Genomic DNA, 13,112 nt, shown 5'->3' with positions numbered 1-13,112 from the left:
GGTTAGCTCCCGATCACGCGTGTCTGCGCGGCCACCGGCAGCAGCGGTGTGCCGTTGGGCGCGCAGACCGCCTGGCTGTCCATCAGCACCACGGGCTGGCCGTTGGACAGCACCCGGGTCGCCGCCACCACCCATTGGCCGGTGACACAGGGCACCGGGCTGCCGGAGACGTTGAACGGGCAGCCGGCGATCACGTAGGGGCCGCTCATCAACACGGTTGGCTGGCCGCTGACCAGCACGCGCGGGTTGGGCACGGTCGGATTGGCGGTGCCGCCATGGGCGCAGAGCACACTGGCGCCGACATGCAGGAGTGGGCCGGGCATCTCAGCAACCCTCCGGGCGCCACAGGGCACGTGGCCGTGCACTGCTCGGGCGGCGCTGCTGCGTTGCGTATCTGTCCATATCTGCCTCCTTGTTCCGCATCCCACGGGAACTGCCAGTGACCGCCCGCTCGGGCGGCCTTAGCAGGCTGTTGAAAAACTACCTGCGTTGCCATCGCGGCGTTAAAAACAGGCTCAAAATGCTCATTTACAGCTCGTAAACTGCGCTTTTTCGCCTGTTTTTGCCTTGCGCTGGCTGCCTCGCCAACGTTTTTCAACAGCCTGCTAGATCACCGTCAACGCGCCGTTATTGATGGTTACCGCCGGGCCCACCAGGGTGAGCATGGCGCCCTTGCCGTTCTGGATATAAATGCCGGTGTCGTTGACGATCAGCGTCGCCCCGGTGGCGCTCTTGAGCATGATTCCGCCGGTAGGGCCGGGCAGGTCGGAGATGGTCAGGCCGTTCTGCAGCGGGGTTTGCAGGGTGATGGCCTGCATGCCCGGCGGCGTGGCCAGGGCCAGCGCGGGGATCTCCGCCGCGCTGCCCCAGAAGCAGCCGACCCAGATCGGGTGGTCCGGGTTGCCCTGTTCGAACTCCACCCATACTCCGGAGCCGATCATCGGCAGCGCCACCATGCCGTTCTGGATGCCGGCGATCGGCACGCAGGGCATGGCCCAGCTGGCCGGAATCAGCCCGGCCACATCGGGCACCTGCACCTGCAGGCGGCCCTGCTGCATGGGGTCGATGTTGTTCAACACCATGCCGCGGTACTTGCCGTAGTAGCGCTGGCTCATGCGGGCACCGTTGGCGTGATGGAGATCAACCCGTTGCGGCTGAGGTTGAAGCTCTGGGTGAACTTGCCGCGGCCGAGGGTGCTGGTGACGCTGCTGACGTAGTACAGGCCGTCGTAGGCGACCCCGGCGCCACGCACGCCGACCAGCTTGCGCGGGCGCAGGATGCGGCCGTAACGCAGCACGTCAAGGCTGCCGCTGGCGCTCACCGCGTCCTGGGATTTCTTCGCCTCGGCCAGGCCAGCACAGATGGCCTGCATCGGGCTCATCTTGGCCGTCTCCTTCATCATCTTGAGATTGGCCAGCGGCGTGGACAGCACGCCCAGCGGCGGCTGCAACGGGTTGAGATTGGGGATCGGAATGGGGATCGGCACGCGGGTCATCTGGTTCTGGATGAACACGATCGGCAGCACGCCCTTGGTCGGGTCGAAGCTGAAGTTCAGCGACTCGACGTTGGTGTGCGCGTCCATGTCGATGTTCAGCGCCGGTTGCGGTATGCCGACTTTGATCTCGGGGCCGAAGTAGGCGATGTTGGTCAGCGGCACCTCGCCCGGTTCGATGTAGAACACATGGCCGACTTCCTCGGCCAGTTGACGGATGTAGGCCAGGTCCGTGCCCTGCTGGGCGGGGATGCGTTCGATGGGGATCGGTACATCCGGGAAGAACGACGGGATCGGCAGCGGGATGATGCCGAACGCGGCGTACTTGGCGCAGATCAGCGCCACCCGCGCCTCGACCGGCATGGCCGGGTAGGGCAGGCCGGAGAAGTCGATCAGATCCATCACCTTGGTCAGGTCTTCGCCGGTGATGGTGATGCTGCCGGGCTGGCGATTCTGCCCGGCCTGCACCTCGACATTGGTCAGCACGCCATCGAACAGCGGCTGCGCGCGCCCGCCGAGGGTGACGATCAGCACCACCCGCAGCGGCGGCGTGCCCAGGCTGGCGTTGTTGCCCACGGCAATCAGGAACAGGGTGTTCAGTTCGGACTTGCTGTTGACCTTGAAGCGCAGTTGGAAGCCGCTGGCGCCCTCGCTGGCACTGGTCACCGTGACCTCTTCGAGGGCGTCGATCAGCATCGCCGGCACGGGCAGCGGAATGATCGGGCCGATCAGCAGGCTGAGGTGGACGGCATTGCTCATGTGTCGTCTCCCGGCACGCCTTCGGGCAGGGTGATGCGCAGGCGGCGGCCGACGGTCTCGGTCAGCTCATCCGGGCGCAGCGCGCCGTTGCCGTCGCACAGCCGCCAGTACTGCTGCGGATCGCCCAGATGGCGCGCAGCCAGGTTGTCCAGGCGGTCGCCGACCTCCACCCGATGCTCGCCCAGGGTGGCGAAGTTCTCCGGCGGCGGCACGAAACGCCGGCGTACATAACTCAGCACCTCACCGTCGGCACGCACCCACTGGGCGATCTCCAGGCCGTGGTAGCGACTGTCCGGGGCGAAAGCCGGGGCGTTGAGGGCGTTGGCCTGCAGGAAGGCCTTGAGCGGATCGATCATGGCAGGCCTCCAATGCCCAGCGCGTCGAAGCCGAAGGTGGCGGCCTTGCCGGCCAGCTTCTCGCGTGATTGCAGGTAGGCCATGAACAGCCCGCCGCCCTTGTGATCGAAACCGAGGTCGTCCACCGAGAGCACGCGCAGGCCGAGGTTGCAGGTGGCGTTGATCGGGTTGAGCTGCGGGTCGAACGCCTCTTCGGCGATGGAGAAGTCGGTCACCCGCACCGGCACAATGCGCTTGGCGCCCCAGACGAACAGCACCAGGGCCGACTCCATCGGCGCGATTTCCAGGGTGCCCGCCGCGGCCAGCGCCTTGCCGGCCAGCAGATCGGCTGCCGCCGGGTTGATCAGCGACTCCAGCACCGCCAGCTGCGGGGCGATGCCGGCATCCACCACGGCCTGATGTTGTTCCGGATACTGCAGCTGGTCCGCGGCATCGATCTCCACCTCCAGTTGAAAGGTCTCCACCGCCGGCCCCTTCAAGCGCAGCGCCTCGGAACGCTCGGCACCGTCGCCGGCCCCTTGCACCTGCAGGCTGCGGGTGAGCTTTTCCGGGTTGTACTGCAGGGCGATCACCCGGCGCACCTGGGCCGATTGCGGGTCGATCATGACCAGGCCGGCTTTGACCAGGCGGGGGGAATTACTGAGGCCAGTCATGCTGAACATGCTCCGTAGCGGGTTGCGTCTTGCCGTGCATTTACCCTGAACGCTGTCTTCATGGATCGCCCATCCTGTGTGGTAGCAGCTGTCTAATCGCAGCTGCTGTGTCTGGCGTAAGCGCCGGTGTAGCTACCGCTGACCTCGACCGTGGTGACGTTCGAGCGGGCACTGTCGAAGATGATCTTGGAGGCGCCCCGGTGCAGCCTGACGCAACCGTGGGAAGCGGGGTGGCTGGGCACGCTGGAGTAGTAGTGGAAGCCCACTCCGTCGCGCTGGAAACCACTGAAGTTCTGCAACCCCAGGCGTGGCGTAACGCAGCTCTGCGCGCCCAGGGTGAAGGTGCCTTTGGGGGTACAACAGCTGCCGCTACTCTTGCTGTGCTCGGTGTCGTTGCAGCTGGCCTGGCCCGTCACTCCGGCACCGGTGGAACAGTTGATGACGCCGTCAACGGTGGCAGCCAGTACGTTCCGCTCGGCCTCCGCGACGCTGGGGCCGGTCCAGTCCAGGGTGACCTTCTGATTGGTCAGCGAGACGTTGATCTTGCTGATGTAGGTCTCCGGAAAGTCCAGCGGCTGGGTGCTGGGGTGCTCGTTGACCTTGCCGCTGCAGATGGTCGCCTGGTAGAGCTGCCAGCCTATGGGGGCCGGGGAAATATTCGGTGGCGCATCCTGTAGCCGGGCGGTATTCGCGGTTACCCCTGCGCGGGCTGCCACCAGAGGTGCGCGGCCCTGCTGCACCACATGGGTCAGCTCGTGGGCGAGCAAGCCCCTGGGGCGGCTGGAGGCGACTCGCTCGGACAGGTAGATATGGTTGCTGCGAGTGGCCGCCAGAGCGTTGATCTGCCGGGTGTATTGATGTGCCTGGCTGTCGTTGTGGATGCGCACGGCTGAGAAGTCCCGGCCGAAGAAGTTTTCAAAGGGGCGGCGCTCTGCGCTGGGCATGGCAGATCCCCCGCCTATCGATGAAGGGACATGGCTGACGGGCTCGACTCGGGCGTCGGCACGCTTGGTCAGTACCTCGTCGGCGGCGGTTCCAGGCTCGCCAAGGTTGCTCTCGGCGGTTTCCGTCACCGAGCCGTCGCCTTTGCCCTCCTGCGCGGCACCTTGCGCCGGCGCGGGACTTTCCTCGTCATCCTTCTTCAGCACGGCCTGCTGTGGGGCGGCGCTGGCTGTCGGGCGCGGCCCACCACCCGCGAAGCCGGAGCGAGTAAAGCGCTCGGCCATCTGATCGGCCTCGCTCTCCAGGCGCTGGCGTTGCGCATGACTCAGCAGCGAGGGCTCTCGCCCTCGCGCAGCGGCGCTTGGTGCGCGCTCCTTGCAACTTGCGCACTGGCTGCAGGGTGCCGACTTGCTGCTACATGAGCCCATGTTCGCTCCCGCCCGCTTGCTTTCAGGGTTTTTCGAAGGAAACCGTTGAGTTGTGGTCGCGCCGCATGACCAGGGTGATGTGGTCCATGACCTCGCCCAGGTGCGTGGAAGAATTGCGACGAATGTCGTGGTAGAGCATGACGATCTTGGGGGCCGAGGGCGTGGTACCCCGCCAGCTGCGTGCAGCCATGGCAGTCAGCCCGGTTTCGACGTTGGTCTTGAGCTGGGCCAGGGACAGCTCGCCACCGGGGTCGCCGTCTATGTCCCAGAGCAGGTTGGTCAGGCTGAGCGAGGCGTAGGTACTGCGCACAGCGGCGTCCGAGCTGCCAAACGGAGGCCTGACCAGGGTGGCTGTTACGCCGGGTTCGGTTTCGGTGGCCGTGGTGTCGCGGATAAAGTCGCGAGCGCCCGACAATTCGCCACTTAGGCGGCCGGCGGCTTGCGCGGCAATATGCGACTCATGGTCCCGGGTACCACCGGTGTGGATGCCAATGGCGTGGCCTTCGGCATGCATGCGGCGGATCAGCTGCCGGCCCACCGGGGTGTTGCCCCGAATTGGCCGTCCATCGCCGCCCTGCGCATGGGTCTGAATGAAGAAGCCGGCCTTGGCTCCTTTGTCGCGCAGGGTATCGAGGACCTTCTCGGTCCTGTTGTTGCCGGTGCCCAACCCAGCCGCATGCGGGCCGTCGTCGAAGGTCAGGGCGACTACCCGGGCTGTGGGGGTAGGGGGAACACGCTGAGCCGGTTCTGCCACTGCCTCTGCCTCTGCCACTGCCGGTGGCGGCGCGCTGGCCGAAGATCCGCCTGCACCGTCGCCAGTGCGCTGCACCCGCTGGTTCCCAACGGCAGATGCGCCCTGTTGCACGACATGCGCCAGCTCATGGGCAAGCAGTGCGCGCCCGCTGCCACTGTCAGGCGCGTAACGGCCCTGGGCAAACACGACATGCCGCCCCACGGTGTAGGCATGCGCGGCAACATCCCGTGCCGAGTTGGCTGCGGCATTGTCGCGGTGCACCCGGACCTGAGCGAAATCATGGCCGAAGCGGGGCTCGAAGAAGGCTCTGGCAGCGCCGGGCAGCGGCTCGCCAGCAGACTGCAAGGTTCTGGTTACGCTCGCCGGGGCCACCGCTGTGGCGGCGGCGCCATGGGCAACGCGGCTGAGATGGGGGCGCGCCGAGGGCTGAATGCGGGTCTTGCCGGCGTCACCGAGCACCTGAGCGGCGGCCCGGTCGGCTTCCTGCTCCAGCGGGTCATTAGTGGCGCCCACCGCCAGCCGGGTTTGCATCCCCAGCGCCTGGGGACGTCGGCACTGCTCGCAGTCAGCCGCTAGGCTGGAGGCCGGGTTGCCATAGGCACACTTGCGCTGCAGCAATGGCGCTGCAGTGCTGGCGGCGGCGACCGGGCTCAAGGCGGACTTGCTGCTCATCGACATGCCTCGGGCACGCTACCCATAGACTCAAGGGCTCGGGTACTGATCACTGAAGTCTCCTTTTTTCCTGCAGGCGTTGTTCTTCGCATCCGTTGCGGTGACGGTCTGCCAGGCGGAACCATCCCAAAAGGTCACGGTTCCGCCCTGGTAGATGCCCGGCTGCGGGGCGGTCTGCCCCTTGTGGCGCGACTCCACGACCGACTTCCAGATGGCAATGATCGCCGCCACATCGACGGGCTGATCGAGCAGCAGGGGGCGATTGAGTTCGTTGATGCGCTTGGTCAGGTCGGCGCGCACGGCTGCTCCTTCTAGAGGGGCCGACTTGCGGTAGCCGAGGATCACCGCGTTGGGGAACAGGCCGCTGAACACAGAGGCAGCCTCCTGGCACAAGGTTGCGCAGCTGGTGCTGATCATCAGCTTGACGTTGCCGAAGCCACCTTTCTTCTCGACATAGCGCAGGTCGAAGCCTTCGCTCTCATCTCCATCGGCGAACAGCCCGGGCGCCTTGTACTGGGCGTACTGATGGCCGCGGAAATAGACGATGTCGGTGCGCTCCAGATCGGCCACGTCACCGGCTCCCGCTGTCTTGGCTCTACTCTTGTGCGTCTTTCCTTCACTGGACAGTACGAAGGTATTGGACGCCAGCGACTCGCTCGTGCCCAGCTTGTCCAGATGCGTTTTGACGTCGGGGGCATAGCCCGGGTAGAAGCCGACATAGCCACCAAACGCGGTACCGGCTGCCGCCCAGGCCTCGTCGGCCTTGGCCGTGGACAGGCTGCTGCTCAGGCTGTCCTTGACCTCGGTTTGCTGCTTGGCCGTGGCGCAACGGCGGATTGGCTTGAGCGCACGGATCAGTGGTAACAGGTCAGCGGTTTTACTCGCCAGCTTGGCCTGCGCCTCGACTGCCTTGCGCGCGCTAGCGAAATTGAAGGTTTCGCACAGCGGGTCGGCAGGCGCTTTGGCAGCCGGCGCCCTGCGCAGGACCTGGCTCTGTTGCGTGACGTGGGTTAGCTCATGGGCCAGCAGGCGCTTGCCCTCCTGGCTATGGGGGGCGTACTGACCGGCCGCGAACACCAGGTCCTGGCCGACCGTGTAGGCGCGGGCCTGGACCGCTCTGGCCGACGCTGCCGCAGTCCCGTCGGTATGCACGCGCACCTTGGCAAAGTCGTGGCCGAGGCGCGGTTCGAAGAACGCGCGCGCATCGTTGCCCAGTGGTTCCCCAGGTGAGCGCAGCGCCTGATTAACTACTGGCGGTACAGCTGCGCCGCCGGCGCCGCCATCGTCTGACTTGCGCCGCAGCGGTGTGGCTGTGGTCGGGTGCACGGTGGGAGCATTGCCGGGTGATCCGCCCACGACTTGCTCGGCAATTCGATCAGCCTCACGTTCGTACTGATCATCTGCGGGTCCGATGGCCAGCTTGCGCTGCAGGCGCTGCGCGCATTCCGTGCATTCCCCCGTAAGCCCAGAGGCCTGGCCACCGCAGCTGCATTTGCGTTGCAGCAATAGCCCTGAGTGCTCGGGCGACGGGTTCAGCTGTTCGACTCGACCCAGGCTCATGGCGCACCTCGTTCGGTTGTCGGCAGCAACTGACTGGCGACCGCCTGGCCAAACTGCTCGCTGCTGGTGTGGGGCGCGAGTCGGATGGGGGCAGGCCGGTAACGTGCCTGCCGCTCATGGCCCTGTAGCGCCGCCAGCCCGCCGTCAACGGCGAGACGCTGCTGCAGCTCGGCTTGAAAGGCTTCGGCAAATGTACTGGCGTCCTCTGGGGCAATGCCACGCAGCACCAGGCGATCGATATGCAGCACGACACGGCTCATACCCACCCCCGTGTTTCCGCATCGGAAATCGGTTTGTCGCGTTTACCTGCCTCGATATGCGCGGCCCGCAGCAGATGGCGCATGCCCACCGCCGTTCCGCCCTCGGCGGCGAGGAAGGCGGCGCCGAGGGCGATGTTACGGATGGTGCCGCCCGGTACGGACAGGTTCGCCAGCTTGCGGTAGTCCAGCGGCTCCAGCGGTGTCGCCGCCGGAAACACGCCATGCCAGAGCGCCTCACGCTGGACCTGGTCGGGGAAGGGGAAGTGCACCACGAAGCGCAGGCGCCGGGCGAAGGCGCTGTCCAGCGCGGCTTTGTGGTTGGTGGTGAGGATGGCCAGGCCGCGATAGGACTCCATCCGTTGCAACAGGTAGCTGACTTCGATGTTGGCGTAGCGGTCGTGACTGTCCTTGACCTCGCTGCGTTTGCCGAACAGCGCATCGGCCTCATCGAATAGCAGAATGGCGCCGAGCTCTTCGGCGCTGTCGAAGACTCGGCGCAGATTCTTTTCTGTTTCGCCGATGTACTTGCTGACCACGGCCGACAGGTCGATGCGGTAGAGCACCAGGCCCAGGGTATTGGCCAGCACCTCGGCGGCCAGGGTCTTGCCGGTGCCGGAGTCGCCCCAGAACAGGGTGGCGATGCCCAGGCCACGCGAGCTTTTCTCGGCAAAGCCCCAGTCGTGATGCACGGTGAGGCGATGGTGGGTATGTACGGCGATCTGCTGCAGGATCCGCCGCTGCGCTTCGGGCAGTACCAGATCGTCCCAGTCGGCCCGCGCTTCTATACGCTGAGCCAACTCGCTCATGCTCGGCGCATCGGCCCGGCAGGCGCGGTGCAGCTCAGCCAGGTCGAGCTCTGCACCAAGCCGCGCGGCGATGCTGGCGATGCGCCGCGCGCCGAGTCGGTATTGTCCGGCCAAGCTGTCGAGGGACGGCGCCAGTTCGTCACCTCGTTGACCCAGGGCCTCGCGCCAGAGCCGGCGTTGCTCGGGTACGTCGGGCCGCTCGACGATGAACGCCTCGCCATCCAGCGCGATGGGCGCCCGTGACGCGATGATCAGGAGCCCGCCGAGACGTTCGACGAAGCGCTCCAACGTTTTGCTCTCGTCATCGCGCAGTTCGATCAGCAGAGCACTGCCGAGCAGGACGGCCTCGCGCTGCCAGAGGGTGGCCAGTGCTGCCTGCTCGTGGGCAGTGGCGGGAATGTCCACGGCGCGCAGGCAATACACTGCGACGCCGAGTCGCCGGGCAATGTCGGCGGCGACATCCTGTTGCCCCTGCGGGTCATCGCCGGCCAGCAGGATGGTTCTGGGCCTGGCGCCATCACGCTGCAAGTGGCTGCAGGCGTGCGCGCTGACAGCGGCATGTGCCCGGCACATCAATCCGGGAGGCGGTAGCGGCGACAGCAAGGGTTGCAGGCGTTGATCCAGATGGTTGAGACCCGCCAGGTAGTGCAGCACGCGCTCATCCATGCGTACGCGCCCGCTGGCCAGCCCGCTACTCTCGTCGACCTCCAGCAAGCGCCAACGGCGCAGCGGTTCCGACGGAACCAAGGCATCCCAGTGGGCAGAGGGCAGCAGGCTCATGGCCAGGCCAAAAGTCGCCCAGGGGCGGCCTGCCTGGCCATTGGCCAAGGCGCAGAGCGGGCCCAGTCGGGCGTCCATCTCGACGCCCGCGACGAGCAGCAGGAGGTCGCGTTCGAAGTCACTCAGTTCGAACAGCTGTGCCAGGGTATCGATGGCTGGCGGCGCGCTCATTGCCGCACGCAGCTCAGCGCCGCGCATCCGCTCATCCTCGGCATCGCTGCTGTCGAGCAAGGCCCGCAGACGGGCGAACTCGGCAGCCAGCAGCTGCTGGTTGGCGCTCGACCAGTCCATGGCTGCCGGGGCGTTCATGTGATGGTCAGCCGCAGATTGAGGAAGGTCGGCGGCGTGGTGGCGTGATCGACGATGGGGCTGTCGACCCCATCGATGCGCAGGCGCACCAGGTGCTCGCCGACTTCGGCCTGCTCGATCAGGAAATCCAGCGTGTCGGTCGGCGCAGCGAAGCTTTGCGGCGGCACCTCGCGCTGACCGACCAGCAGGGTGGCGCGCTGACCGGCGCGCAATTCAGGGGTGAACTCGATAGTGACCAAGGCATCGCCGTCGCCGTCACGCGCCACGTTCTGCGGCAGATTGGTGATATCTGGGGCGAGGGTGAAAGCCAGGCGATTGCTCTCCCTGGCGAGGCTTTCGCCGGGACGGATCAGCCGCGCATTCGCTTCATAGACGCCCACCGGGAAGTCATCTGCACGCGCCACCGGGATCAGCAGTTCCATGCTCTCACCCAGGTTGGCGCCGCTGGCTACGAGGACTTCGCTCACTTCATAGCGGGGGTTGCCAATGCGCACTTCACGGTCGCTGCCGTTCAGGTGGTGGCCGCGCAGCACGATGCTCTGCCCGAGCCGGGCCACCGGCTGGGCTCCACTCGGCAGGATGGCCTCCAGAGTCGGCAGGGCCGGGATCAGGCTGGGCGAAACCACCACGCCGCGCTCGCGTCCGGAGAGCGGGTCGACCTCTCCGCGCGTCAGCACCGGCAACGGAGCGAGGGCAGGGCGGGTGGCCTCGATCAGCACCACCGATACCTGGTAGGCCGCGGTGGGCCGCAGGCTGGACTGGGTGGCCGACCACAGCTTGGAGCTCTCCTCGGTGCTGAGCGTCTGTGGCGTGATGCGCAGCAACTCGAACTGGTCGGCCAGACCACACTCGGCCAGCGCCCGCAGGGCTGGCGGCAACACCACGCCCAAGTCGGGTGAGGGGGTGAGGGCGGTACGGATCATCTCGCGGGTGATGATCGGAAACTCATGCATCAGCTGCATGGCATAGCCGAGCAGGATTTCGGCATGCAGGTCGCCCCCGCTGTAGGCGGAAATCAGGTAATACAGATCCAGGGCCAACGGCTGGTTGGTCAGGCGCTGGCGGCCAGCGGAGTCGTGGGAGGGCAGCGCCTGATTGCGCCAGCTGACGTTGGGCATTGCCTGATAAAGGAACAGGTTGAGCTGGCTGGACTCGGTGCCATCGGCCGGCACCACGCGGTCGGGCGGCAGCACGCTGACAGTCACTGTGCTGCCAAGGATGCCGGCAACGTTATGGTTGACCAGACCATCGTTGAGGCGGTCGCGCAGCACGGCGGTGACGCCGGCCAGAGCCAGGGCGGTACTCATCGACCGTCTCCCTTGCGCCTGGCCAGGTAGTCATCCAGCGAGAGCGGTGCCGCGCCTTTGCGTGACGCGCGTTTGCTCGGCGCGCTTTCCTGGATGGCAGTGACTTCGATGCGGCCGATATGAATGTGCACTTCGTCCGGCTGCGGACTGGGTATGGGTGGTGCCGATGCGAGCGGGGCGGCAGTAACCGCCTGGCTGGGCGCAACCGGGCGCGGCGAGAGCAGGGCGGCAGGCAGGGGCAGGGGGCCGTTGTCCTCGCGGCTGACAGGCTCGATCACGGCTGATTCATTGCGTGCCGGGTCAGCCAGCGGGCTCGGCGCATGCCCTTCGGTTGTTTGCCGCGGGCTCTGCGGGGAAGCGGCATCCGCTTGCTGCGCAGAGAAGTTCGCCGTTGCCGTTCTTATCGGCTGTGTTATCAAACCGGGTGGCACAGCCAGCGCGGAGGGAGCATGTGTATCCGTTGGCTCCCGGTTAGACAGGGAGGACGCCGTCGCAGGTTCGTCATGTGCCTGAAAATCATGGGAGGCGTCTGCGGGCGTCTGCTTATCTGGCACCTGCGGATTCATCGCCTCGCTGTCCGGCAACCTATACGGCGGGCGGGCGGGCAGCCTCGCGGCGGTTTCGGGAGCCAGAGTAAAGGCGGGCTGCTCCATCGCAGGAGCTTGCACCCTTGGTAAGTCCGGCCGATCCGCCGCAGACTCAAGCGGCTCCACTCGCTCCGGGGCGCTCTGATAGGGCAATGCCGCAGGCGAACGCAGGGTAGCGCCACGCTGACCGCTGGCCTGCGCAGCCAGACGCAGGAACAGGCCACTCATGGCGCCACCCTGGTCAGATAGGCGCTGCGCCGCATGGCGCTGAGTGCCAGGATCTGGGGCTCGCTCCATCCGTATGCCTGGGCGAGCAGGTGAATCTCGTTCAGCAACTGGCGGGCGCTGACATCGACTTCCTCCCACAGGTAGCCGGCCACATCGAAACAGGCCTCGCCACCCTGGCCACAGGTCGGGCACTGGAAGGCCAGCGACAGATCGGCCCAGGGGTCGGCATCCTCCAGCGCGGCCTCAACCAGCTCACGGCGGATGTCCGAAACGCATGCATCTTCGGCACAGCCCAGCAGCAGTTGTTGCGCGGCCGACTCCCTGTCGGTGAGGTTGGCAATGCCAGCCAGATCGCGACTGGTGGGGCAGCGAAAACGCTGCCCGGCCACTTCAACGAACTCGGGTGGAGGCTGCATGGGCGGCAGTTGCTCCGGCAGCAGCTCGAACTCCATACGCTCGCCACAGGCGGGACAATCCAGCCACAGCGGCATGCGGCTGCCGAAGCTGCGCCAGCGCAGGCGCATCAGCGCCGCGTGGCACTCGCCCAGCGGCCGGTCTGCCAGACTCTCGGCCGGTAACTGCGGAGCAGCCTGGGCGAAGAGCAGCAGCGCGCGGTCGAGCGGATGCCGCGCCGCGCCATGCTCCCAAAGCGCCAGCAGCTGTGCTGAATTCAGCGGCAACATGCTGTTCAGGCCGGCTCGGTGTAGCTGGGCTCGCTGGGTTCGGTCACGTCGTAGTCACGCTCCCACCCCTCGTTTTCCAGCTTGATGGTCTGGATGGCCACCGCGTTGGCATTGGCGTCCAAGTCTGGCATCGCCTGGAACTCCGACACCCAGCAACGGAACACCTTGTAGGCGAGGGCGAGCTGACCGGCCTCGTTGTAGACCTCGATGATCAGGTCCTTGCGGAAGTCCTTGAGGGATACCTCGGCGCCCAGCCCGGCACCGAAGTTCCACACCTTGTTGGCCCACTTTTCGAACTCGGTGTCATGGGTGACGCCGCGCTCCAGGGTGATGGCCTCGAACTTGGTGCGTCCGGGCGATTTGCGCGAGGTGGACGGATCGCCACCTTCGCGGTGCTCGACCAGCTCGGTGCTGCGCTTGAGGGCGCCGACCTTGCTGATGCCGGCAACATAGCGGCCATCCCACTTCACCCGGAATTTGAAGTTCTTGTACGGATCGAAACGCTGTGCGTTGACGCTGAACTGAGCCATGGTCTG

14 protein-coding genes are annotated in these 13,112 nt (G+C 66.2%); all 14 read right to left on the bottom strand.

Going from position 1 to position 13,112, the window contains the following annotated elements; translation table 11 throughout:
• Positions 1-2 precede the first annotated feature (2 nt).
• The 14 genes from HNE05_RS10140 to HNE05_RS10075 all read right to left on the bottom strand — a co-directional run bounded on the left by HNE05_RS10140 (position 3) and on the right by HNE05_RS10075 (position 13,106).
• Positions 3-323 (bottom strand): hypothetical protein, encoded by a 321-nt coding sequence (locus HNE05_RS10140; RefSeq protein WP_173206481.1) that lies wholly within the window; start codon positions 321-323, stop codon positions 3-5.
• Positions 324-605: 282 nt separating this feature from the next.
• Positions 606-1,115 (bottom strand): phage baseplate assembly protein V, encoded by a 510-nt coding sequence (locus HNE05_RS10135; RefSeq protein WP_173206478.1) that lies wholly within the window; start codon positions 1,113-1,115, stop codon positions 606-608.
• Complete coding sequence (locus HNE05_RS10130) at positions 1,112-2,251, bottom strand: hypothetical protein (protein ID WP_173206476.1); 1,140 nt, start codon at positions 2,249-2,251, stop codon at positions 1,112-1,114. Before HNE05_RS10130 ends, HNE05_RS10135 begins: the two co-directional genes overlap by 4 nt.
• Positions 2,248-2,607, bottom strand: a complete 360-nt coding sequence (locus HNE05_RS10125) for a LysM domain-containing protein (protein ID WP_173206473.1) — start codon at positions 2,605-2,607, stop codon at positions 2,248-2,250. The genes HNE05_RS10130 and HNE05_RS10125 overlap by 4 nt, the downstream gene beginning before the upstream one ends.
• Complete coding sequence (locus HNE05_RS10120) at positions 2,604-3,260, bottom strand: hypothetical protein (protein WP_173206471.1); 657 nt, start codon at positions 3,258-3,260, stop codon at positions 2,604-2,606. Before HNE05_RS10120 ends, HNE05_RS10125 begins: the two co-directional genes overlap by 4 nt.
• 92 nt (positions 3,261-3,352) lie before the next feature.
• On the bottom strand, positions 3,353-4,486 hold the full coding sequence (locus HNE05_RS10115) for an eCIS core domain-containing protein (RefSeq protein ID WP_173206468.1): 1,134 nt from the start codon (positions 4,484-4,486) through the stop codon (positions 3,353-3,355).
• Positions 4,487-4,652: 166 nt separating this feature from the next.
• Positions 4,653-6,056 (bottom strand): eCIS core domain-containing protein, encoded by a 1,404-nt coding sequence (locus tag HNE05_RS10110; protein ID WP_173206465.1) that lies wholly within the window; start codon positions 6,054-6,056, stop codon positions 4,653-4,655.
• A gap of 30 nt (positions 6,057-6,086) precedes the next feature.
• Positions 6,087-7,616: an eCIS core domain-containing protein gene (locus HNE05_RS10105; RefSeq protein WP_173206462.1), complete on the bottom strand. Its 1,530-nt coding sequence runs from the start codon at positions 7,614-7,616 to the stop codon at positions 6,087-6,089.
• Entirely contained in the window at positions 7,613-7,876 is a 264-nt protein-coding gene (locus HNE05_RS10100; protein WP_173206459.1) for a hypothetical protein, read from the bottom strand. Before HNE05_RS10100 ends, HNE05_RS10105 begins: the two co-directional genes overlap by 4 nt.
• Entirely contained in the window at positions 7,873-9,771 is a 1,899-nt protein-coding gene (locus HNE05_RS10095) for an AAA family ATPase (protein ID WP_173206456.1), read from the bottom strand. The genes HNE05_RS10100 and HNE05_RS10095 overlap by 4 nt, the downstream gene beginning before the upstream one ends.
• Positions 9,768-11,078, bottom strand: coding sequence for a Pvc16 family protein (locus HNE05_RS10090; protein ID WP_173206454.1), 1,311 nt, complete (start codon positions 11,076-11,078; stop codon positions 9,768-9,770). The genes HNE05_RS10095 and HNE05_RS10090 overlap by 4 nt, the downstream gene beginning before the upstream one ends.
• The gene (locus HNE05_RS10085; RefSeq protein WP_173206450.1) at positions 11,075-11,356 is read right to left on the bottom strand and encodes a hypothetical protein; all 282 of its coding nucleotides are present in this window, start codon (positions 11,354-11,356) and stop codon (positions 11,075-11,077) included. Before HNE05_RS10085 ends, HNE05_RS10090 begins: the two co-directional genes overlap by 4 nt.
• Before the next feature lie 533 nt (positions 11,357-11,889).
• Positions 11,890-12,576 carry a hypothetical protein gene (locus HNE05_RS10080; protein ID WP_173206447.1) on the bottom strand — a complete coding sequence of 229 codons (687 nt, stop codon included), beginning with the start codon at positions 12,574-12,576 and terminating at the stop codon, positions 11,890-11,892.
• A gap of 5 nt (positions 12,577-12,581) precedes the next feature.
• Positions 12,582-13,106: a phage tail protein gene (locus HNE05_RS10075; protein ID WP_173206444.1), complete on the bottom strand. Its 525-nt coding sequence runs from the start codon at positions 13,104-13,106 to the stop codon at positions 12,582-12,584.
• Positions 13,107-13,112 lie beyond the last annotated feature (6 nt).

Source organism: Pseudomonas campi (genome assembly GCF_013200955.2).
GTDB classification, from domain to species: Bacteria; Pseudomonadota; Gammaproteobacteria; order Pseudomonadales; family Pseudomonadaceae; genus Aquipseudomonas; species Aquipseudomonas campi.
The sequence above is the reverse complement of the archived record's forward strand: the minus strand, read 5'-3'. Positions and strand labels throughout refer to the sequence as shown.

What these genes read in the sequence shown, in the direction of transcription:
- HNE05_RS10080 (WP_173206447.1), bottom strand. Translation starts at nt 12,576, where the DNA reads ATGTTGCCGCTGAATTCAGCACAGCTGCTGGCGCTTTGGGAGCATGGC.
- HNE05_RS10095 (WP_173206456.1), bottom strand. Translation starts at nt 9,771, where the DNA reads ATGAACGCCCCGGCAGCCATGGACTGGTCGAGCGCCAACCAGCAGCTG.
- HNE05_RS10130 (WP_173206476.1), bottom strand. Translation starts at nt 2,251, where the DNA reads ATGAGCAATGCCGTCCACCTCAGCCTGCTGATCGGCCCGATCATTCCG.
- HNE05_RS10105 (WP_173206462.1), bottom strand. Translation starts at nt 7,616, where the DNA reads ATGAGCCTGGGTCGAGTCGAACAGCTGAACCCGTCGCCCGAGCACTCA.
- HNE05_RS10090 (WP_173206454.1), bottom strand. Translation starts at nt 11,078, where the DNA reads ATGAGTACCGCCCTGGCTCTGGCCGGCGTCACCGCCGTGCTGCGCGAC.
- HNE05_RS10100 (WP_173206459.1), bottom strand. Translation starts at nt 7,876, where the DNA reads ATGAGCCGTGTCGTGCTGCATATCGATCGCCTGGTGCTGCGTGGCATT.
- HNE05_RS10115 (WP_173206468.1), bottom strand. Translation starts at nt 4,486, where the DNA reads ATGGCCGAGCGCTTTACTCGCTCCGGCTTCGCGGGTGGTGGGCCGCGC.
- HNE05_RS10120 (WP_173206471.1), bottom strand. Translation starts at nt 3,260, where the DNA reads ATGACTGGCCTCAGTAATTCCCCCCGCCTGGTCAAAGCCGGCCTGGTC.
- HNE05_RS10075 (WP_173206444.1), bottom strand. Translation starts at nt 13,106, where the DNA reads ATGGCTCAGTTCAGCGTCAACGCACAGCGTTTCGATCCGTACAAGAAC.
- HNE05_RS10135 (WP_173206478.1), bottom strand. Translation starts at nt 1,115, where the DNA reads ATGAGCCAGCGCTACTACGGCAAGTACCGCGGCATGGTGTTGAACAAC.
- HNE05_RS10125 (WP_173206473.1), bottom strand. Translation starts at nt 2,607, where the DNA reads ATGATCGATCCGCTCAAGGCCTTCCTGCAGGCCAACGCCCTCAACGCC.
- HNE05_RS10110 (WP_173206465.1), bottom strand. Translation starts at nt 6,056, where the DNA reads ATGAGCAGCAAGTCCGCCTTGAGCCCGGTCGCCGCCGCCAGCACTGCA.
- HNE05_RS10140 (WP_173206481.1), bottom strand. Translation starts at nt 323, where the DNA reads ATGCCCGGCCCACTCCTGCATGTCGGCGCCAGTGTGCTCTGCGCCCAT.